The 19,973-nt window shown below is 69.8% G+C and carries 16 protein-coding genes, 1 pseudogene and 2 riboswitches; of the genes and pseudogenes, 7 read left to right on the plus strand and 10 right to left on the minus strand.

The window, feature by feature from the left end:
* Positions 1-17: 17 nt before the first annotated feature.
* Positions 18-872: a thioesterase family protein gene (locus ACQPYY_RS07425; protein ID WP_433593201.1), complete on the minus strand. Its 855-nt coding sequence runs from the start codon at positions 870-872 to the stop codon at positions 18-20.
* Between the two features lie 149 nt (positions 873-1,021).
* Between ACQPYY_RS07425 and ACQPYY_RS07430 the strand changes: the two genes are divergently transcribed.
* Positions 1,022-1,210, plus strand: a complete 189-nt coding sequence (locus tag ACQPYY_RS07430) for a YegP family protein (RefSeq protein WP_433593202.1) — start codon at positions 1,022-1,024, stop codon at positions 1,208-1,210.
* Between the two features lie 55 nt (positions 1,211-1,265).
* On the opposite strand, the gene ACQPYY_RS07435 is transcribed toward ACQPYY_RS07430, so the two are convergent.
* Positions 1,266-2,195 (minus strand): LysR family transcriptional regulator, encoded by a 930-nt coding sequence (locus tag ACQPYY_RS07435; RefSeq protein WP_433593203.1) that lies wholly within the window; start codon positions 2,193-2,195, stop codon positions 1,266-1,268.
* Positions 2,196-2,266: 71 nt separating this feature from the next.
* On the opposite strand from ACQPYY_RS07435, the pseudogene ACQPYY_RS07440 reads away from it, so the two are divergent.
* Positions 2,267-2,500 (plus strand): annotated as a pseudogene (locus tag ACQPYY_RS07440) (indolepyruvate ferredoxin oxidoreductase subunit alpha); the annotation flags it as partial.
* Positions 2,501-2,511: 11 nt separating this feature from the next.
* On the opposite strand, the gene ACQPYY_RS07445 reads toward ACQPYY_RS07440, so the two are convergent.
* The 4 genes from ACQPYY_RS07445 to ACQPYY_RS07460 form a co-directional block, all read right to left on the minus strand.
* Entirely contained in the window at positions 2,512-4,020 is a 1,509-nt protein-coding gene (locus tag ACQPYY_RS07445) for an amino acid permease (RefSeq protein ID WP_379100944.1), read from the minus strand.
* A 36-nt stretch (positions 4,021-4,056) separates the two neighbouring features.
* Complete coding sequence (locus ACQPYY_RS07450; protein ID WP_433594593.1) at positions 4,057-5,127, minus strand: Glu/Leu/Phe/Val dehydrogenase dimerization domain-containing protein; 1,071 nt, start codon at positions 5,125-5,127, stop codon at positions 4,057-4,059.
* Positions 5,128-5,408: 281 nt separating this feature from the next.
* Positions 5,409-8,903: an indolepyruvate ferredoxin oxidoreductase family protein gene (locus ACQPYY_RS07455; protein WP_433593204.1), complete on the minus strand. Its 3,495-nt coding sequence runs from the start codon at positions 8,901-8,903 to the stop codon at positions 5,409-5,411.
* A 170-nt stretch (positions 8,904-9,073) separates the two neighbouring features.
* Positions 9,074-9,559, minus strand: coding sequence for an Lrp/AsnC family transcriptional regulator (locus ACQPYY_RS07460; RefSeq protein ID WP_379100949.1), 486 nt, complete (start codon positions 9,557-9,559; stop codon positions 9,074-9,076).
* A gap of 85 nt (positions 9,560-9,644) precedes the next feature.
* Between ACQPYY_RS07460 and ACQPYY_RS07465 the strand changes: the two genes are divergently transcribed.
* A complete protein-coding gene (locus ACQPYY_RS07465; RefSeq protein ID WP_433593205.1) occupies positions 9,645-10,247 on the plus strand; it encodes an LppP/LprE family lipoprotein in 603 nt (200 codons plus the stop codon).
* Between the two features lie 27 nt (positions 10,248-10,274).
* Here ACQPYY_RS07465 and ACQPYY_RS07470 read toward each other — a convergent pair whose 3' ends face one another.
* Genes ACQPYY_RS07470 through ACQPYY_RS07480 form a run of 3 tightly spaced genes read right to left on the minus strand, consistent with a single transcriptional unit; the run spans position 10,275 to position 11,888 of the window.
* Positions 10,275-10,847 (minus strand): histidine phosphatase family protein, encoded by a 573-nt coding sequence (locus ACQPYY_RS07470; protein ID WP_433593206.1) that lies wholly within the window; start codon positions 10,845-10,847, stop codon positions 10,275-10,277.
* Positions 10,844-11,650, minus strand: a complete 807-nt coding sequence (locus tag ACQPYY_RS07475) for a CbtA family protein (protein WP_433593207.1) — start codon at positions 11,648-11,650, stop codon at positions 10,844-10,846. The genes ACQPYY_RS07470 and ACQPYY_RS07475 overlap by 4 nt, the downstream gene beginning before the upstream one ends.
* 22 nt (positions 11,651-11,672) lie before the next feature.
* Positions 11,673-11,888, minus strand: a complete 216-nt coding sequence (locus tag ACQPYY_RS07480) for a CbtB domain-containing protein (protein WP_379100961.1) — start codon at positions 11,886-11,888, stop codon at positions 11,673-11,675.
* 40 nt (positions 11,889-11,928) lie between these two features.
* A riboswitch (cobalamin riboswitch) is annotated at positions 11,929-12,055 on the minus strand.
* 170 nt (positions 12,056-12,225) lie between these two features.
* Positions 12,226-12,434: riboswitch (cobalamin riboswitch) on the plus strand.
* 131 nt (positions 12,435-12,565) lie between these two features.
* Between ACQPYY_RS07480 and metE the strand changes: the two genes are divergently transcribed.
* On the plus strand, positions 12,566-14,830 hold the full coding sequence (gene metE / locus ACQPYY_RS07485) for a 5-methyltetrahydropteroyltriglutamate--homocysteine S-methyltransferase (protein ID WP_433593208.1): 2,265 nt from the start codon (positions 12,566-12,568) through the stop codon (positions 14,828-14,830).
* A gap of 65 nt (positions 14,831-14,895) precedes the next feature.
* On the opposite strand, the gene ACQPYY_RS07490 is transcribed toward metE, so the two are convergent.
* Positions 14,896-16,314, minus strand: a complete 1,419-nt coding sequence (locus tag ACQPYY_RS07490) for a short-chain fatty acyl-CoA regulator family protein (RefSeq protein WP_433593209.1) — start codon at positions 16,312-16,314, stop codon at positions 14,896-14,898.
* A gap of 118 nt (positions 16,315-16,432) precedes the next feature.
* Between ACQPYY_RS07490 and prpD the strand changes: the two genes are divergently transcribed.
* The 3 genes from prpD to ACQPYY_RS07505 are packed head-to-tail and all read left to right on the plus strand — an operon-like array spanning position 16,433 to position 19,970.
* Positions 16,433-17,938: a 2-methylcitrate dehydratase PrpD gene (gene prpD / locus ACQPYY_RS07495; RefSeq protein WP_433593210.1), complete on the plus strand. Its 1,506-nt coding sequence runs from the start codon at positions 16,433-16,435 to the stop codon at positions 17,936-17,938.
* The gene (gene prpB, locus ACQPYY_RS07500; RefSeq protein WP_433593211.1) at positions 17,935-18,849 is read left to right on the plus strand and encodes a methylisocitrate lyase; all 915 of its coding nucleotides are present in this window, start codon (positions 17,935-17,937) and stop codon (positions 18,847-18,849) included. The genes prpD and prpB overlap by 4 nt, the downstream gene beginning before the upstream one ends.
* Positions 18,849-19,970 carry a bifunctional 2-methylcitrate synthase/citrate synthase gene (locus ACQPYY_RS07505; RefSeq protein WP_433593212.1) on the plus strand — a complete coding sequence of 374 codons (1,122 nt, stop codon included), beginning with the start codon at positions 18,849-18,851 and terminating at the stop codon, positions 19,968-19,970. Before prpB ends, ACQPYY_RS07505 begins: the two co-directional genes overlap by 1 nt.
* Positions 19,971-19,973: the final 3 nt, after the last annotated feature.

Consider the following 19,973-nt stretch of genomic DNA (forward strand, 5'->3'; position numbering starts at 1 on the left):
TCCTTATCGCCGGGTGGTCAGGCCCGGGCGCGCACCTCGAGGATCTGCAGGCAGCGCCCGATCGGGCCCTGCTGGTCGTGCAGCACGGTCGAGCACAGGCCGACCCCGTCGGGTCCGATCGAGGTCTCCACGGCCAGGCCGATCCATTCGCCGACCGGCAGCCGGAACAGGTCGATGGTCAGGTCGGTGTTGAGGAAGGTGTACTGCAACGGATCCAGCCGCGCGCCAACGCCATTGGCGACGTCCGCGACCGAGAACACGCGCACCAGGGGTGAGATCTCCTCGCCCTCGACCACCGCGACGCGGGGCTTGACCCACACCCGCCGGGTGATGTCGTCGCTCTCCACGCCGCGCAGGTCCACCGACTTCACGTAGCCGACGTCCCAGCCGGCGGGCAGGCCCCAGCTGACCTTGCCCTCTTCCGGCACGGGCGGCAGCGGGGCATCGGCGGTGTGCACCACCGGGGAGGTGTCGGTGGTGGCGATCCGCCAGGCCGCGGCCTTGGCCACCACGCGGGCGCTGCCGTCGGGCTGCGGCGCGACCAGTTCGGCCGCGACCAGCTCGACCCGCTTGCCCGGCCGCTCGATCCAGGCGCGAACCTCGATCTCTCCCACCGGAATCGGGCCGAGGATCTCCATGGTCAGCCGCGCGATCCGCGTGCCCTCCCGGGGCGCGCACCGTTCCACCGCGCGGGCCAGCAGGGCCGAGGGCGGTGCGCCGTGCTGCATGGTTGCCGCCCACACGCTCACCGTGGACGCGGTGGCCCGGTATCGCTCGAAACCATCGCGCTGGGACTCCAGCGCGAGGAAGTACGCCCTGGTTCCGGCCTCGTCCTCCGAGGCCGCCTGATCTACCGCTGTCGCATCCTGCATTCGGGTCACCCCGTCAACGTATCAGCCCACGTCCGACCCATTAGACGGTGTACGACAAACCCTCCGCATGTCCATTCCGAGCGTTCGGCATTCCTGCCCATACCCTGATGCATGTCCGATGCACTTTCCAGGCGTGGAACGAGGTAGTCATGTCAGGCAAGTTCGAGCTGTTCGCTGATGCGGCCGACAAGTTCCGGTGGCGGCTCAAGGCCGGCAACGGCGAGGTTATCGCGCAGAGCCAGGCGTACGCGAGCAAGGACGCGGCGAAGAAGGGCATCGCCTCGGTCCAGAGCCACGCCGCGAGCGCCGCGATCGCGGATCTCACCGACTCCAGGTAGCCCGACCCGACCGAGGCCCCGCCACAGGTGATTCCGCGGCGGGGCCTCAGCGCGTTCAATGCCGTTGCGTACGAGCAGCTTCGATGCGGGCCGCCAGGTCGACCAGATCGGCGGCCGGTCCGGTGGGCGGCGTGCGCCGATGCCAGATGGCTCGGAACTTCCTCGTCAATGGCGTCGATTCGGCGAGGGGCACGGCGCGCAGCGTGCCCGCGCGCAGTTCGTGCGCCACGATCAGCCGGCTGACCACCGCCGGGGCCGCACCGCTGCGGGCGGTGGCGAGAATCGCTGCGGCGGAACCGAGTTCGGCTGCGGGCGGAGCCGGGGTGCCGTGCATCTCGAGGGTCTCCCACACCGTGTCGCGAGTGCCGGAGCCGCGTTCGCGCCACAGCAGCGGGGTGTCGGCGAGTTCGCGCGCGGTCAGCGGTCGGCGGCGCCCGGCCCACCGGTGGCTCGGCGCGACGACCACCACCAGCTCGTCCGCGGCGAGCACCCGGCTGCCCAATCCCGGTGGCGGATGCGGTCCTTCGACGAACCCGAGTTCAGCCTCGCGATCGCCGACCGCCGCGGTCACCTGCCGCGAGTTGGCCACGTCCAGGACCACCGCCACCTCCGGATGCACTTTCCGCAGCGCGGTCAGCCAGTGCGGAATCCGATGGTCGGCAATGGTTGTCGAGGCGATGAGGCGCAGGCCCGGCCGCTCGGCGCGATGCAGCGCGGCGATGCCGTCCGTCAGCGCCACCGCCGCCTCGAGCACCGGACGGCCCAGCTCGACCACCACTTGCCCGGCATCGGTGAGCACCGATCCCGTGCGCCCGCGATCCAGCAGCCGCAACCCGAGTCGCCGCTCCAGCGCGCTGATCCGCATACTGGCGGCGGGCTGGCTGATGCCGTGCCGCCGCGCGGCCGCACCGAGACTGCCCAGTTCAGCGACCGAGACCAGCAGCGCGAGCGCGTCCAGGTCGGGCGTACCGGGCGGCAGGATCATAAGGACAGCTTATGACGTGATCGGTATTCGGGCGCTACCTGACCACGGGAAACGGCCGCAGGATCAGCACCATGACTTTCGTGATCGGCGCGGACTGCGTGGACGTTCTGGACAAGGCCTGCATCGAGGAATGCCCGGTCGACTGCATCGTGGTGGGCGACCGGATGGCCTATATCAATCCCGACGAATGCACGGATTGTGCTGCCTGCGAACCGGTCTGCCCGGTCGAGGCCATCCACTACGAGGACGACCTGCCCCTGGGACAGGAGCAGTTCGTCCTCGTGAACAGCGGGTTCTTCAGCGAAGGGACGCAGATCTAGGGGACCGGGTCGGGTTCTCGGTCCGGGATGGCCTCCACGGCGGGGGCTTTCCGCCGGCCGAGGACGGAATGGGAACGGCTGTAGGCGAAGTAGATGACGATGCCCAGGGCCATCCAGATGACGAACCGGATCCAGGTCTCGATGGACAGGTTGAGCATCAGCCACAGGCAGGCCAGGGCGGCCAGGATGGGGATGAGCGGGACCAGGGGGACGCGGAAGCCACGCGTCAGGTCGGGACGGGTGCGGCGCAGGATCGGGACGCCCAGGGAGACCAGGACGAACGCGACCAGGGTGCCGATATTGACCATTTCCTCGAGGGTGCCGAAGTCGACGAAACCGGCCAGGAGAGCGCAGACCACGCCGACCAGGACGGTCAACCGGACGGGGGTGCCGTGCTTGCCGGTGTGGGCCAGGCCGCGGGGCAGCAGGCCGTCGCGGGCCATGGCGAACAGGACCCGGGTCTGGCCCAGGAACATGACCATGACGACGGTGGACAGGCCCGCCAGCGCGCCGATGGAGATGATGTTCTTCACCCAGGTCGCGCCGTGGATGGCGAAAGCGGTTGCCAGCGTGGCGTTCCCGCTCGCGAGCTCGGTGTAGGGGACCATGCCGGTGAGGATCAGCGAGACCGCCACGTAGAGCACGGTCACGATGGCCAGCGAGGCGAAGATGCCGCGCGGGACGTCGCGCTGCGGGTTGCGGGTCTCCTCGGCGGTGGTGGCCACCACGTCGAAGCCGACGAACGCGAAGAACACCAGCGAGGCCGCGGCCAGCAGGCCGTACCAGCCGAAACTGGTTCCGCCGGAACCGGTCAGGAAGGAGAACAGCGACTGGTGCACGCCGCCCGCCTGCTCCGAGGGCTGGGCCGGGGGAATGTAGGGGGTCAGGTTGGAGGCCTTGAAGTAGGTCGCGCCGACCACCAGCACCAGCGCGATCACCGCCAGCTTGATGGCCACCGCCACCGCCGAGACCCGCGAGGACAGCTTGGTGCCGGTCGCCAGCAGTGTGCCGACCACGGCGATGATCACCACCGCGCCCCAGTCGAAGGTGATGGACCCGACGTGCGCGACCGGGCTCACCACCCCGTGCAGCACCTCGCCGAGATACTGCGACCACCCCTTGGCGACCACCGACACCGCCAGCGCGAACTCCAGGATCAGATCCCAGCCGATGATCCAGGCGATGACCTCGCCGAAAGTGGCGTACGCGAACGTGTACGCGCTGCCCGCCACCGGCACGGTCGAGGCGAATTCGGCGTAGCACAACGCCGTCAGCCCGCACGCGATGGCCGCGAACACGAAGGCCAGCGAGACCGACGGCCCCGCCACCTGGCCCGCGGTCCGGGCGGTGAGCGTGAAGATGCCCGCCCCGATGACCACGGCGACTCCGAAGATGGTCAGATCCCGCGCGGTCAGATCCTTGCGCAGTTTGGAATCCGGCTCATCGGTATCCCGGATCGATTGCTCGACCGATTTGGTGCGGAACACTCCGCTCGCGAACGCCACTGTTCGTCTCCTTTCCGAAGAGTTTCGGTGCCGCGATCAGCGAACTCGCGGAATGGCGTCGAGCCGCCGCTCCGCGAACCTGTTCGCCGCCGCACCGGTGCCGATGCCCTCGGCCTGGGATTCCGCGATGATGTCGCGGCAACGGTCGAAGATGCCCCTCACTGCCTCTTCGACCTCGGCCGGCGCCGCGTGCCGCAGCTCACCGGCCACCTGAACCAGCCCACCGGCATTGGCCACGAAATCCGGGACCCAGGTGATGCCGCGCTCGTTCAGGGCGTATTCCACCGCGGGCGTGGCCAACTGGTTGTTGGCCGCGCCGCAGACGAGTTTCGCCTCGATGGCCTCGGCGCTCGACACGGTGAGCGTGCCGCCGAGGGCGCAGGGGGCGTAGACGTCGACCGGAGCCGTGGACACGGTGCTCAACAGTCGAACCGAGGGATGGTCGCTCGAAAGTCGTTCCAGCGCAACTGTGTTCACGTCGGTCGCGCAGACCTCCGCGCCGTCGGCCAGCAGCAGCTCGATCAGTTCGCGGCCGACCTTGCCGACGCCCTCGACGCCGACCGTGCGGCCCGCCAGCGTCGGTGCGCCCCACACGGATTCGGCTCCGGCGCGCATCGCGTTGAACACGCCCAGGGCGGTGAGCCGGGCGCTGTCCCCGGACCCGCCCGCCGCGACGCTGCGGCCGGTCACATGGCTGGTGTAGCGGCCGATCGCGTCCAGGTCGTCGGTGTTGGTGCCGACGTCACCGGCCGTGATGTACCGCCCGCCAAGGGATTCCACGAAGCGCGCGTAGGCGGCGAACAGCTCCTCGCTCTTGTCCAGCGCCGGATCGCCGATGATGACGGCCTTGCCGCCGCCCAGATCCACCCCGGCGGCCGCGGCCTTGTAGGTCATGCCCCACGACAGCCGCAGCACATCGTCCAGCGCGGCCGCCTCGGAGGCGTACGGGTACATCCGGGTGCCGCCCAGCGCCGGGCCGAGCGCGGTCGAGTGGATCGCGATGATCGCCTTGAGACCGCTGCGGTCGTCCTCGCAGAACACCACCTGCTCGTGTCGCCGGGCGCTCAGTTCGTGCGAGCGGCCGAAAACCCCTGCGTCGGTGTGCATTGCGGTCACGGTCGATTCCTTTCGTGGACGCCGCTCGTGGCGGCTGGGCGGGGCCGCGTGGTGGGCGGCCGGGGAACTGCCACGCGGGTGGCAGCGGGTCGGGCAGGGGCGGCGGCGGGTGTGCCGCTCGACCGTGACCGATGGTCGGCGGTCGCGTCCGGTGGGCGCGGGCCGCGGCGATCCCACGCCGTGGGGTGGTCGGGGATCGCCGAGGAGGGCGACGGTCGCTGATCGTCGCCGTATTGCTGTGGGCTGGTGTGGAATTGGTCGCGGTCGACGCGTCAGCCGTCGAGGCCGAGTTCGCGCAGGCGGGCGCGGTAGAGCTCGACATTGCCGAGCTTGACGTCCTCGTAGCCGCGGACGAGATCGGGCAGCGCCGCCGCCTCGACGGCGATGGCGTACCCGTCGACGGTGAGACCGGCCGCGAGCCGGTGCACCATGCCGGTGTAGTGGGCCAGCAGTTCCCGCTCCACCTTGCGGACGTGAGCGTAACCGAAGGGGTCGAGCTTGGTGCCGCGCAGCGCCTTGCCCTTGGCGAGCAGCTTCAGGGCCACATGGGATTTCGGGGCGAGGCCGATCTTCTTCTTGCGGCCCAGCGCGCGCAGCGCCGGCGGGTGCAGCTTGTAGGTGAGGTTCTCGCCGCCGGGGACCTGCGCCTGGACCTCGTCCAGGAACGCGGGATCGACCAGCAGTCGGGCGACCTCGTACTCGTCCTTGTAGGCGGTGAACTTGAACAGCCCGCGCGCCACGGCCTCGGTGAACTCGGTGCGCTCGGTGACCGCGCGCTCCGCGGTCCACGCGGCCTGGACGGTGTCGATATAGCGTCGGGCGACCTTGGCGTTCTGGTAGTCGATCAGCTCGGCGGCGCGCCGTTCCACCAGTCGCCGGACCTCGCCGTCGAAGCCGGTGCCCGCCAGCAGCTCGGCGGGCGCGACCCGCGGAGCACGCTGTGCCGCACCGGAATCGGTGGCCGCCGCGAATGCGGCCGGATCGGCGATGGCCACCCGGCCCCAGCGGAAGGCCGCGATATTGGCCGACACCGCGACACCGTTGATGCCGATCGCCTCCTCGATCGCCGCGGCGGGCAGCCGCAGGCCACCGGTCTGGAAGGCCGCGCCGACCATCAGGAAGTTGGCGGCGGCGGTCGTCCCGAACAGGTGTTGCGCGGCGGCCAGGGCGTCGAAGTCGACCTGCGAATCCGACACCGCCGCCAGCCGATCCAGCAGCGGCCCGGTCTCGGGGTAGGCGACCGACTTGTCGTAGACCATGTCGCCGGTCGGGGTCTTGCTGGTCGAGGCGACGACGACGGTTCCGTTCGGGTCGCCGTACTGGAGGTTCTTGGGGTCGGCGGCGGTCAGCAGGTCGATGGCCATGATGCAGTCCGCGCTGCCGGGGGTGAGCCGGTTCGACGGCTCCAATTCCGTGGTGGAGAACCGCAGATGCGACAGCACCGGCCCGGCCTTCTGGCTCAGCCCGATCTGGTCGAGGCTCTCGACCGCGTACCCGGCGCGCAGCGCGGCCGTGGCCAGCACCTGGTTGACCGTCACGATGCCGGTGCCCCCGATGCCCGCGATGAGCACGTTCTGCGTGCCCGGCGGAGCGCCGAGACCGGGATCGGCCACGGCCGGCGGTTCGGCGGGCTTGCGGCGCAGGCCGCGGACGCGCCGGGAACCCTTGCCGCCCTTGGCATCCGGCCGCAGCTCCACCGTCACGAAGGACGGGCAGTCCCCGTCCAGGCAGCTGTAGTCGGTATTGCACGAGGTCTGGTCGATGCGCGTCTTGCGCCCGAACTCGGTCTCCACCGGCTGCACCGACAGGCAGTTGGACTTGGTGCCGCAGTCGCCGCAGCCCTCACACACCGCCTCGTTGATCACCACGCGCGTAGTGCGCGCCGGCAGCGTGCCGCGCTTGCGCTGCCGTCGCGCGTCGGCGGCACAATGCTGGTCGTAGATCAGCACGGTCACGCCCTTGACCTCGCGCAGCAGTTTCTGTGCCTCGTCGAGCCGGTCGCGATGCCACAGCAGCGTGCCCTTGGCGAGCGTCTTCTTGTTGTGCCGCTTGGGATCGTCGGCGCAGATGATGATCTGCGCGACCCCTTCCATGGTCAGCTTGTGGGTGAGCTTGGCGACCGTCAGCCCGCCCTCCACGTCCTGCGCGCCGGTCATGGCGACGACCTCGTTGTAGAGCAGCTTGTAGGTGATGTTCACCCCCGCCGCCACGCACGCCTGCACGGCCAGCTGCCCGGAGTGGAAGAAGGTGCCGTCGCCGATGTTCTGGAACAGGTGCGGCACATCGGTGAACGGGGCCTGCCCGATCCACTGGCTGCCCTCGCCGCCCATCTGGGTGAGGCCGGTGACCGCGCTGTCGTCGCGCCCGGACAGGGTGACCAGGGTGTGGCAGCCGATGCCGCCGCCGCCGATGGACCCCTCGGGCAGCGCGGTGGAGCGGTTGTGCGGGCAGCCGCTGCAGAAGTACGGGGTGCGCTTGGCGGACAGCACCTCCAGCGAAAGCGCCGGCGGCGGAGCCTTCTTCAGCTCGACGTGCTCGCGCAGCACGCGGCGCAGCGGGCCGAGCAGGCGGCCGGCGGTCAGCTCGCCGTCGAACGGCATGAGCGGCAGCCCGTTCCCGTCCAGCTTGCCGAGAATGCGCGGGGCGTCGGCGGCGCCGTACAGGATCTCGCGGATCTGGGTCTCGACGAAGGCGGTCTTGTCCTCCACCACGATGATCTGTTCCAGACCGCGCGCGAACTCCGTGACCCGCTGTGCGCCAACGGGATACGGCATGCCGATGCGCAGCAGGCGGATCCCCGCCCGGTGCATGGCCGCCTCGTCGACGCCGAGATCGTGCAGACCCTGCCGGACCGCGTCGAAGGTGGTGCCGGTGGCCGCGATCCCGATCCGCGCGTGGATCGGGTCGACCTCGATGACATCGAGGTCATTGGCGGACCCGAAGGCGCGCACGGTGGCCCAGCGCGGCCCGTACAGATCGGCCTCCGCGAGCACGCTGTCGGCGGGAGCCGCCATGGGCCGCTGCCGGTAGGCGAAAGTCTTGCCCTCCCACTGCACTTCGGGCACCGCGATGGGCAGGTTCGCGACCGAGCCGTCCACCGTCCAGGCCCCGTCGGCGACATCGGCCACGATCTTCAGCGCCACGATGCACCCCGAGGCCCGCGACAGCGCGATGCCCTGCATCCCCATGGTGATGATCTCGCGGGCATTGCGCGGGAACAGCACCGGCACACCCATGGCGGCCAGGGATCGTTCGCTCACCGCGGGCACGGTCGAGGACTTCGAGGCCGGGTCGTCGCCGACCAGCAGCAGCACGCCGCCGCGCGGATTCACCCCGTACATGTTCGCGTGCCGGATGGCGTCGGTGGCCCGGTCCACGCCGGGGCCCTTGCCGTACCAGACGCCGACCACGCCGTCGTGGGTCGGAGTCCCGGCGGGCAGGTCGGCCTGGCTACCCCACACCGCGGTAGCCGCGAGCTCCTCGTTGAAGCCGGGCACGAAGGCGATGTCGTGTTCGGTCAGCACGGTCGGCATGCCCAGCAGCATCTTGTCGACGCCGCCCAGCGGGCTGCCCTGATACCCGGACACGAAGGTCGCGACCCGGTGACCGGCGCGCATATCCCGCACATGCTGTTCCACCAGCAGGCGGGCGATGGCCTGCACGCCGGTGAGGAGGACCGGACCCGCACCCGACCGGTAGCGGTCGGCGAGGTCGTAGGGCGTAGCCGGTTCGGCCTGTGGTGCAGGCGCGCAGGCAACGTCGGTCATGAACAGTCACCACACTCTCCACAGCTCAGATTGTGAGCTGCAACGAAGGGACCAGGCGATCGGTGCTGCGAAATCTGCCGTGAAGGGTGATCTGTGTCAACAGTCGCGCGAAAAGTTGATCAGACTGCTCAAAAGTGATCTGGAACACTGTGACCTGCGCAGCATTCTGGTCAGTCGGGGGCCGGGTGACTGGTCAGATGCTCGACGAGCGGCAGCGACCGGTATTCGATGGGCGTCGCCAGCGCCAGCATGGTCTCGGTGTGCTTGACGCCGGTGATGGCGTGCACCCGCTGGATGACGCCGAGCAGATCCGGCTGTGACCGGGCCGCCACCCGGACCAGCAGGTCGCCGCGCCCGGTGGTGGCGTGCACCTCGAGCACGTTCGGGAACGCGCGCAACGACTCCACGATGTCGTTCATCTTGTTCTGGTCCAGTTCGATGCCGAGGAATGCGTGCACCGCGAAACCGATGGCCTCGAGATCCACGTCCGGCGGATACCCCCGGACCACCCCGGCCGCCTCCAGCCGTTTCATCCGCGCCTGCACGGTGTTCCGCGCGATCCCGAGCCGTTGCGCCAATTCCAGGATCGGCACCCGCGGATCGGCCGCCAGTTCCCGGAGCAGCGCGGAATCGAGCGCGTCGATCTTGATGCTCATGCCGCATTCTCGCACAGCGGTTCTCGATAACGCCGCTGCTCACGCGGCCGATGATGAGGGCGTGACACGTGCTCGGGGAGGACTCATGAAGAACAGGTCAGCGGCTCTGCTCGCGATGGCGGCCGCCGTGGTGGCGGTGACCACCGCGTGCGATCCGGGGTCGTCGACCGGCCCGGTGACGACCAGTCCCGCCGGTCCGGTGGCGACCCTCCCCGGCGGCCCGGCCACCACCGCGGCGGGGAGTCCCGCGCCGCAGCAGCCGGGCACCGCACCCGCCGGGAGCGGGCACGGGCTGTGCTTCGACATCAACTCCGATCTGGCCCGGGCCGCCATCGCGCGGCTGTCCCCGCCGCCGGTGGGCGGCTGGCAGACCGGTCAGGCGGGGGAGGTGGAGCTGGCCTCGGGCTGTGACGGTGTGCTCTCGTGGATGATGGTGAACTCCAACACCAATCACCCGTATACGCACGTGCTGTTCTTCACCGGCGGCACCTACCTCGGCACCGCCACCTCGGACCCGTACATGTACACGCAGGTCACCGGCAAGACACGGAACTCGCTGTCGCTGACCTACCGCTGGCTCAACGGAAGTGATCCGATGTGCTGCCCGCAGGGCGGTCCCAGCGTCGTCACCTTCACCCTCAACGGCACCAAGGTGACAGCGGACGGCCAGTTCCCGCCGCACGCCTGACGGTTCAGGACGCCGGCTCGGGCTGATTCAGGACGCCAACTCGAGCGCGGTCGCGCGCAGCGTCCACGCCGGGGCGCGGTGGTTCAGGGTGGTGGCGCTCAGCGGCGGAATGTCGAGGCGCCAGAACGACTGCGGGGGAGCGTTCAGGGTGCGCAGGACCGCGGCCCGGACGATCGCGGGGTGCGTCACCGCGACGATCCGGTCGCCGCGCCCGGCCAGGCCGTGCAGCCAGTCGCCGACGCGGTCGATCAACCCGGTGATCGATTCGCCGCCGTGATCGCGGAAGCCCGGATCGGTGAGCCAGCCCATGAGCTGCTCGGGTGCGAGGTCGTCCATCGCCTTCCCGGCCCAGTCGCCGTGGTCCAGATCGCGCAGCGCGGGCTCCGGGGCCCCGGTGAATCCCAGGGCCCGACAGGTCTGTTCGGCCCGCAGCTCCGGTGCGTGGAGCACCGTCGCGGGCCCCGGGCCGGGCAGCCCGCCCGCCTGCTCGACCGACCGCGACCCGAGCGGGTTGAGCGGTTCGTCGGCCGGGAAGCGGGCGGACTGCACGGCATCGGTGATCGCGTGCGTCACCAGGGTCAGACGGGTGACCGCGCTCATGCCGCCACGGCGGGCGCGGCCGGGGAGCGGTCCCCGAGCAGACGCGGCGCCAGCCAGGCGAAGCCGACCCCGATGACCGCCCACACCATGAGCTGGGCGGCGAACGCGTACAGCCGGAAGTGGTACAGGTCGTCGGCGGGGAAGCCCGGGAAGACGATCGTGCCCGACGCGTCCTGCAGCGGCTCCGGCGCTTCGGAGAACGACGGCAACAGTGCCAGCAGAGCGCCCATCACCACCACGAATCCCGCCGCGGCGGCGACCGACGCGGTCCAATTGTCCAGGCGCGCGGTGAGCCTGCGGCCCAGCCAGATCGCGGCCACCAGCGCGACCGCGGTGATCGCGATCAGGCCCACGTACAGGGCCGTGCGCTCCTCGATGGTGTCCGGATTCCCGACCGACGGCGGGTTGGCCGGGTACTTCAGGAACGGCACCGCGTACAGCGCCAGGAACATGCCTCCCGACACCAGCAGCGCCAGATTCCGCGGCGAGATCTTCCCGGCCTTGCGCAGCGCCAGGAAGTAGACGACCGCGAACAGCGCGCCCAGCGCCGCGCCGAACACGATCACGCCGAAGCCCAGACCGACATTCTGCTGCTGTGCCCGGGTGAACAGCTCGGCCCCGTGGTCCATGTCCATGGGCTTGCCGGCGGCCTTGTCGAGCGCCATCTGCGCGTCGTCGCGGCCGCCCTCGTAGGCGATGGCGCGGTCGATGATCGGCTCGGACAGGATCCGGGCGAAGACGAACGCCAGCGCTCCGCCGAGCGCCCCCAGCAGGACTCCTCGGCCGATGATTCGCTTTTCCATTGTGGTTACTCGATTCCCGGTGCTAGTGGCAGGGGAAACCGAGGAAATGGCGGCCGTCGTGCACGAACTCGTGCACGTGCATGTCGCTGCCGAACACCGACACCGCACCCTGATCGATGCCGATGAAGTAGATGGCCAGCAGGGCCAGCAGGGTGGTGCCGACCAGCCACAGGGCGGTGGACGGGATCGCGAGCGCACCGCTGCCGAGACCGGAGCGAGGAGCGAAAGAGGTAGCCACGAAGGACTCCTTTGAGTCAGGGGGATTCCGCGTCCCCGTTGCCGATCGAACCGACGATGTGAGGGTCTGACTCGCATCCGTCTCGCGGGGAGACCGGGCTGCTCACAGTGGCGCGACCGTTCCGGCATTGCACCGGATTCCTCATGACATCGTCGATCAACCATACGAAAGCGCATCGCCGCTGGTCAATCCGCCTGCCCGGGTCGACCACCTGATGGGACGACGCCGCGCGTGCGGGGATCGCGCTGTCGCTGGGCTATATTCGCCAACACAACTGGTTCGCCGGAGGTGGAGTCGAGGAGCCCCTGACCCATTCGACGGCGTCGAAGCCCGCCGCCGCGCTCGCGCGCCGCCGGGTGAGAGGGAACCCGGTGGGAATCCGGGACTGTCCCGCAGCGGTGAATGGGAACGAACGCCGTCATCAGCACTGGGCGCATGCCTGGGAAGCGACGGCCGGTAGGTCCGCCTCGGTCTCGTGCCGGGGCCGGCCCGAGTATCGGGTCGATGCCCATGAGTCCGAAGACCTGCCCGTCGTGCCGGATACGCCGTATCCGGCGGTCGTCGCCTCGTGGACTGGGCGCTACGCCGATCGGATCCGGGCACGGTCGATGCATGGGCTCCGTCAGCGTGCGCTCATATTGGGCGGCGGTCATCACTGCTGACCGTGGAGTTCATCAATGTTGAACCCTGACAACACTTTCACCGCCACGGTGCTGGGGCTGCCCCGCATCGGACCGAACCGGGAACTGAAACGCGCGATCGAGGCGTACTGGGCGGGGCGGATCGACGCCGCCGCGCTCCACGGCCTCGCCGGTGGCCTGCGCGCCACGCAACTCCTGGCGGTGCACGCCGCCGGACTGGACTCGGTTCCGGTGGGCACCTTCTCCTACTACGACCAGATGCTCGACACCGCGGTGCTGCTGGGCGCGCTGCCGGAACGGGTGCACGGCATCGCCGACGAACTGGACCGCTACTTCGCGGCCGCCCGCGGCACCGCCGATATCGCGCCGCTCGAGATGACCAAGTGGTTCGACACCAACTACCACTATCTGGTGCCCGAGCTCTCGGCCTCGACCCGGTTCGACCTGCACCCGGACAAGCCGCTCGCCGAACTGGAAGAGGCCCTGGCACTGGGCATTCCGGCCCGGCCGGTCATCATCGGACCGGTCACCTTCCTGAAGCTGGCCAAGTCGGTGGACGGCAGCGAGCTGCTGGATCGGCTGCCCGACCTGCTGCCGCTGTACGAGCGGCTGCTGGGCCTGCTGGCGGCCGCGGGCGCGCGCTGGGTACAGCTCGACGAGCCGGTGCTGGTCACCGACCTGACGGACACCGAACTGGCGCTGGTGCGTTCGGCGTATCAGCGGCTGGCCTCGGTCTCCGCGCGGCCCGATCTGCTGGTGGCCTCGTACTTCGGCCGGCTGGGCGCGGCGCTGCCGGCGCTGGCGGACTCCGGGATCGAGGGCCTCGCCGTCGATCTGGTGTCGGGTGGAGACGCGGATATCGCCGCGGCGCAGCGGCTTTCCGGGACGTTGCTCGTCGCGGGCGTCGTCGACGGGTACAACGTGTGGCGCACCGATCCCGATCGGGCGCTGACCGGGCTGGCCGCGCTCGCCGCAGGTGGCGCCCCGGTGGCGGTGTCGAGTTCCTGCTCGCTGCTGCATGTTCCGTACAGCCTCGCCGCCGAGCCGGAGCTGGAGCCGCGCCTGCGGTCCTGGCTGGCGTTCGGGACCGAGAAGATCGCCGAGATCCGGCTGCTGGCCACCGTCCTGCATGAGGGGCAGGACGCGGCCGTGGAGCGGCTGGAGATCGCGCGAACGGCGGTGCTGGACCGGCGATCCGACGCGCGACTGCGCGACCCGGCGGTGCGTGACCGGCTGGCCGCACTGGACGCGGCGGCCGTGCGCCGGGCGCCCGCGGCGGAGCGACGGCGGTCGCAGCGGGAGCGGCTGGACCTGCCGCCGCTGCCGACCACGACCATCGGTTCCTACCCGCAGACCGGCCGCATCCGGGTGGCGCGCGCCGCCCTGCGCCGCGGCGAGATCGACCGGGCCGAGTACGACGCTCGCATGCGCGCCGAGATCGCCGAAGTCATTGCGCTGCAAGAGGAGATCGGTCTCGATGTGCTGGTGCACGGCGAGCCCGAACGCAATGACATGGTGCAGTACTTCGCCGAGCAGCTGGACGGTTTCGCGGCCACCGCGAACGGGTGGGTGCAGTCCTACGGCACCCGGTGCGTGCGACCGCCGATCCTGTTCGGCGACGTGGCCCGACCGGCGGCCATGACCGTCGACTGGATCACCTACGCGCAGTCGCTGACCGGCAAACCGGTCAAGGGCATGCTCACCGGGCCGGTCACCATCCTGGCGTGGTCCTACGTCCGTGACGACCAGCCGCTCGCCGCCACCGCGCGCCAGCTCGCGCTGGCGATCCGGGACGAGACGGTGGACCTGGAGGCGGCCGGGACCGCCATCATCCAGGTGGACGAACCGGCCCTGCGGGAGCTGCTGCCGCTGCGCCGCGCCGATCAGCCCGCATACCTGGAATGGGCGGTGGCGGCGTTCCGGCTGGCGACCTCCGGGGTCGCCGACGGCACCCAGATCCACACCCACCTCTGCTATTCGGAATTCGGTGAGATCATCGGCGCGATAGCGGGATTGGACGCCGACGTCACCTCGATCGAGGCGGCGCGCTCACACATGGAGGTGCTCGACGACCTCACCGCGGCGGGCTTCGACCTGGGTGTGGGGCCGGGCGTGTACGACATCCACTCGCCGCGCGTGCCCGGCGTCCGGGAGATCGAGGAGGCGCTGGCCCGGGCACTGAAAGCGGTTCCGGCCGACCGGCTCTGGGTCAACCCCGACTGCGGTCTCAAGACGCGGGGCACCGTCGAGGTGACCGAGTCGCTGCGCAATCTCGTGGCCGCCGCGCACGCGTTGCGGTAGCCGAGAACCGGGGCGCGCCGCGCCGTGGTCCATGCGAACGAACGCGGTGCGCCCCGGCCGTCCGGTCAGATGATCGGCGCGTAAGGAATGGTCCGGGAACTGTTGTCGTCCACCCGGATCGGGCGTCCCAGCTGCGGGAACGCGCGCTGTGCGCAGTCGGTGCGCTCGCAGACCTTGCAGCCCGCGCCGATCGGCACCGCCGTGCGCGGGTCGTCGACGGGCAGGGCGTGCGAATACACCAGCTTGTCCGCGTAGGTCAGGTCGCAGCCCAGCCCGATGGCGAAATCCCGGGTGGGGGACAGGTATCCGGGCGTCTTCTCGTCGGTGGTGCGCGCCAGCCACAGGTAGTTGCGGCCGTCGGGCATGCGGGCGATCTGGGTGCGGATGCTGCCCGGTGTGGAGAACGCGTCGTGCACCACCCACAGCGGGCAGCTGCCGCCCACCCGGGAGAAGTGGAACGCGGTGGCGGACTGGCGTTTCGAGATGTTCCCGGCGCGATCGGTGCGCACGAAGAAGAACGGCACCCCGCGCTTGCCGGGCCGCTGCAGGGTCGACAGGCGGTGGCAGACGGTCTCGAAGCCGACCTCGAAGGTGGCGGCCAGCAGTTCGATGTCGTAGCGCAGGGATTCGGCCGCGTCCCAGAAGCGGGTGTAGGGCAGGATCAGGGCTCCGGCGAAATAGTTGGCGAGCCCGGTGCGCAGCAGGCCGCGCGAATTCTCGGGCATGGTGTCGGTCGCGTCGATCAGATCGGCGATCACCTCGGCCTGGGTGAGAAACGCGAGCTGCGTGGCCAATTGGAAGGCGCGCTGACCGGCGGTGAGCCGCCGCGCCAGGGTCAGCACGCGGCTGTCGGGGTCGAAAACCCGTTTGGGGCCCGGATCGCTGGGATCGTCGGTGCGGATGAGGACCGCGATGCCGTGCTGTTCGCGCAGCAACCGGGTCAGCTGCAGGTCGAGTCCGCCCAGACTCAGGCCATTGCGGTCGAACAGCTGCTCGGCCGCGGTGTCGAGTTCCGGGATGTGGTTGCGCCGGTCGTAGAAGTAGTCGCGGACGTCCTCGTACGGCATGGCGGCGGCGGATTCGCCCGCGTCGCCGTCGATTCCGGCGGAGACGCGTTCCATCTGCTCGGTGGCGCCGCGCAGGCGACGGTGCAGGCCGACCAGCACCCGCGCGGCCGCCGGCACCCGGGCCACCAGGTCGTCGATCTCGGCGGTGGTGATGTCGGCGCCCTCGGGATCCTCGGCGAACACGTCCTGCAGGTCGGCGATCAGCCGGGCGTCGGTGTCGGCGGCGAAGAAGCCCATGTCCAGGTCGAAGCGGGCGTTCAGGCGCAGCAGCACCGGCACGGTCAGCGGGCGCTGGTCGTGCTCGAGCTGATTGATGTAGCTGACCGAGAGTTCGAGCGTCTTGGCCAGCGCGGACTGCGACAGGCCCCGGCGCTCCCGCAAGGCGCGCAGGCGCGCGCCCGCGTACATCTTCTGCATGCGCTCAATCTAGCAATTCCGGCTTTCACAACTTTTACCGAATCCGGACTTCGATTCCGCAAAAATAGGCATTTGCAAGGGATTTCCGGGCTCGAAACCGCTGTGTACGGTGCGAAATATGAAGAATCATCTGGTCCGCACCCACCGCTCCGCGGAGCGCTTTCCCCGCGCGGAACACCTCGCCTGGCGCATCGCCGAGGTCGCCGCCGATCCGGTGGAGGTCGCCCCCGAGGTCGAGCGGATGATCGTCAATCGGCTCATCGACAACGCGGCGGTCGCGGCGGCCTCTCTCACCCGGCGTCCGGTCGCCAATGCCCGCGCCCAGGCCCTGGCGCATCCGTACGCACCGGGCGCGACCGTCTTCGGCGCGCCCGGCTCCTACTCGCCGGAATGGGCGGCCTGGGCCAATGGAGTCGCGGTGCGCGAGCTGGACTTCCACGACACCTTCCTGGCCGCCGAGTACTCGCACCCGGGCGACAACATCCCGCCGATCCTCGCCGTCGCCCAGCACACCGGGCGCAGCGGCCGTGACCTGATCCGCGGTCTGGCAACAGGTTACGAGATCCAGGTCGATCTGGTCCGCGCGATCTGCCTGCACCAGCACAAGATCGACCACGTCGCGCACCTGGGCCCGTCGGCCGCCGCCGGGATCGGCACGCTGCTCGGCCTGGACACCGAGACCGTCTACCAGGCCATCGGCCAGGCCCTGCACACCACGACCGCCACCCGGCAGTCCCGCAAGGGCGAGATCTCCAGCTGGAAGGCCTACGCCCCCGCCTTCGCCGGGAAGATGGCCGTGGAAGCGGTGGATCGGGCCATGCGCGGCGAGGGCGCGCCGGCGCCGATCTGGGAGGGCGAGGACGGCGTGATCGCCTGGCTGCTGGGCGGTCCGGACACGGAGTACTCGGTGCCGCTGCCCGGACCCGGCGAACCCAAGCGCGGCATCCTCGACACCTACACCAAGGAGCACTCGGCCGAGTACCAGAGCCAAGCCCCCATCGACCTCGCGTGCCGGATGCGCGAGCGGATCGGCGACCTGGATCAGATCGCCACGATCGTGCTGCACACCAGCCACCACACCCACTACGTGATCGGCACCGGGTCGGGCGATCCACAGAAGTTCGACCCCGGCGCTTCCCGGGAGACGCTCGACCACTCGATCATGTACATCTTCGCGGTCGCCCTCCAGGACGGCGCCTGGCATCACGAGCGCTCCTACGCGCCCGAGCGCGCGCGACGCCCGGACACCATCGCGCTGTGGAACAAGATCTCCACCGCCGAGGATCCGGAATGGACGCGGCGCTACCACTCCACCGCCCCGAGCGAGAAGGCGTTCGGGGCGCGCGCCGAGATCACCTTGCGGAGCGGCGAAGTCATCGTGGACGAACTGGCGGTCGCCGACGCGCACCCGCTGGGCGCGCGGCCGTTCGACCGCGACCAGTACATCGCGAAGTTCCGCACCCTCGCCGAAGGCGTCGTGGAACCCGCCGAGCAGGACCGCTTCCTGGCGGTGGTCCAGCGCGCGGGCGAGCTGTCCGCCGGTGAGCTGTCGGAGCTCACCTTCACCGTGTCGGCCGACGTGCTCGCCCGCGCGCCCCGCTCGCCGCAGGGGCTGTTCCGATGACCGGCCTGATCGCGGCGGCCACCTCGGCCGCCGACAAGCGCGCCGCGTTCCGGGCGGGCCTGACCTCGGGCACGATCCAGCGGTTCCCAGGGGCGTTCAATCCCTTGGTGGCCAAGCTGATCCAGGAGATCGGCTTCGAAGGGGTCTATGTCTCGGGCGCGGTGCTGTCCGCCGATCTGGGCCTGCCCGATATCGGGCTGACCACCCTGACCGAGGTGTCCGGGCGCGGGCAGCAGATCGCACGGGTCACCGACCTGCCCGTCCTCGTCGACGCCGACACCGGATTCGGTGAGCCGATGAGCGCCGCGCGCACCGTCACCGTCCTGGAGGACGCCGGGATCGCCGGGCTGCACCTCGAGGATCAGGTCAATCCGAAGCGCTGCGGCCACCTCGACGGCAAGGCGGTGGTTCCGGTCGAGGAGATGGTGCGCCGCCTGCGCGCGGCCGTATCCGCCCGGCGCGACCCGAATCTCGTGATCTGCGCGCGCACCGACGCGGCCGGGATCGAGGGCCTCGACGCCGCCGTCGACCGGGCCCGGGCCTACGCCGACGCCGGCGCGGACCTGATCTTCACCGAGGCGCTGCGCACCCCGGCCGACTTCGAGCAGTTCCGGGCCGCCGTCTCGATTCCCCTGCTGGCCAATATGACCGAGTTCGGCAAGTCCGACCTGATTCCGGCGTCCACGCTGGAATCGATCGGCTACAACGCCGTCATCTACCCGGTCACCACGCTGCGGCTGGCCATGTTCGCCGCCGAGACCGGGCTGCGGGAGATCGCGGCCACCGGCACCCAGTCCGGACTGCTGGACCGTATGCAGCACCGCAGCCGCCTCTACGAGCTCCTCGACTACGAGCGCTACAACGAATTCGATTCCGACATCTTCAATTTCACCCTGGGAAGGAACCAGTGATGACGGAGATCCAGACCATCCACCGGGGTCTCGCCGGCGTCGTCGTCGACACCACCGCGATCTCCAAGGTGATACCGGAAACCAACTCGCTGACCTATCGCGGCTACGCGGTCCAGGATCTGGCGGCCCACTGCACGTTCGAACAGGTCGGCTACCTGCTGTGGTACGGCGAACTTCCCACCGACATCCAGCTGGCGGAGTTCCAGCAGCGGGAACGGGCGTCCCGGCGGGCCGACCGGTCGCTGCTGGCACTGGTGGCCAAGCTGCCCGAGAACTGCCATCCGATGGACGTGGTGCGCACCGCGATCAGCTATCTCGGCGCCGAGGACCCGGCCGAGGACGACAGCTCGCCGAAGGCCAACCGCGCCAAGGCCTTACGCATGATGGCGGTGCTACCGACCATCGTCGCCGCCGACCATCGCCGACGTCACGGTCTGGATCCGGTCACACCGCATTCGCATCTGGGTTTCGCGGAGAACTTCCTGAACATGTGCTTCGGCACGGTGCCCGCTCCGGAGCTGGTCAAGGCGTTCGAGATCTCGCTGATCCTGTACGCGGAGCACAGTTTCAACGCCTCCACCTTCGCCGCCCGCGTGGTCACCTCCACCCGCTCCGACATCTACAGCGCGGTCACCGCCGCCATCGGTGCGCTCAAAGGTCCCCTGCACGGCGGTGCGAACGAGGCGGTCATGCACGACATGCTCGAGATCGGCGACCCCGCCCTGGCCGAGGCCTGGCTCCGGAACAAGCTGTCGAGCAAGGAAAAGGTGATGGGCTTCGGCCACCGGGTCTACAAGAACGGCGACTCCCGGGTGCCGACCATGCGGAAGGCCCTGCTCGACATCGCCGCCGCGACCGACGGCGCCACGTGGATACGGATGTACGACGTCCTCGAACGAGCCATGCGCGAGGCCACCGGAATCGCACCCAACCTCGATTTCCCCACCGGTCCCGCCTACTACCTGCTGGGCTTCGACATCGAGGCGTTCACCCCGATCTTCGTGATGAGCCGCGTCACCGGCTGGGCCGCCCACATCATCGAGCAGAGCGAATCCAACGCCCTGATCCGGCCGCTGAGCGAATACGTCGGCGTCCCACCACGACCGGTCGTGGCGGGCTGAACC

Origin of the sequence: Nocardia sp. CA-145437 (genome assembly GCF_050956485.1) — a bacterium.
Classification (GTDB): Bacteria; Actinomycetota; Actinomycetes; order Mycobacteriales; family Mycobacteriaceae; genus Nocardia.

Excerpts from the sequence above, each read along its gene's own strand:
- ACQPYY_RS07425 (WP_433593201.1), bottom strand. The coding sequence starts at position 872 with ATGCAGGATGCGACAGCGGTAGATCAGGCGGCCTCGGAGGACGAGGCC.
- ACQPYY_RS07430 (WP_433593202.1), top strand. The coding sequence starts at position 1,022 with ATGTCAGGCAAGTTCGAGCTGTTCGCTGATGCGGCCGACAAGTTCCGG.
- ACQPYY_RS07435 (WP_433593203.1), bottom strand. The coding sequence starts at position 2,195 with ATGATCCTGCCGCCCGGTACGCCCGACCTGGACGCGCTCGCGCTGCTG.
- ACQPYY_RS07450 (WP_433594593.1), bottom strand. The coding sequence starts at position 5,127 with ATGCACACCGACGCAGGGGTTTTCGGCCGCTCGCACGAACTGAGCGCC.
- ACQPYY_RS07455 (WP_433593204.1), bottom strand. The coding sequence starts at position 8,903 with ATGACCGACGTTGCCTGCGCGCCTGCACCACAGGCCGAACCGGCTACG.
- ACQPYY_RS07460 (WP_379100949.1), bottom strand. The coding sequence starts at position 9,559 with ATGAGCATCAAGATCGACGCGCTCGATTCCGCGCTGCTCCGGGAACTG.
- ACQPYY_RS07465 (WP_433593205.1), top strand. The coding sequence starts at position 9,645 with ATGAAGAACAGGTCAGCGGCTCTGCTCGCGATGGCGGCCGCCGTGGTG.
- ACQPYY_RS07470 (WP_433593206.1), bottom strand. The coding sequence starts at position 10,847 with ATGAGCGCGGTCACCCGTCTGACCCTGGTGACGCACGCGATCACCGAT.
- ACQPYY_RS07475 (WP_433593207.1), bottom strand. The coding sequence starts at position 11,650 with ATGGAAAAGCGAATCATCGGCCGAGGAGTCCTGCTGGGGGCGCTCGGC.
- metE (WP_433593208.1), top strand. The coding sequence starts at position 12,566 with ATGTTGAACCCTGACAACACTTTCACCGCCACGGTGCTGGGGCTGCCC.
- ACQPYY_RS07490 (WP_433593209.1), bottom strand. The coding sequence starts at position 16,314 with ATGCAGAAGATGTACGCGGGCGCGCGCCTGCGCGCCTTGCGGGAGCGC.
- prpD (WP_433593210.1), top strand. The coding sequence starts at position 16,433 with ATGAAGAATCATCTGGTCCGCACCCACCGCTCCGCGGAGCGCTTTCCC.
- prpB (WP_433593211.1), top strand. The coding sequence starts at position 17,935 with ATGACCGGCCTGATCGCGGCGGCCACCTCGGCCGCCGACAAGCGCGCC.
- ACQPYY_RS07505 (WP_433593212.1), top strand. The coding sequence starts at position 18,849 with ATGACGGAGATCCAGACCATCCACCGGGGTCTCGCCGGCGTCGTCGTC.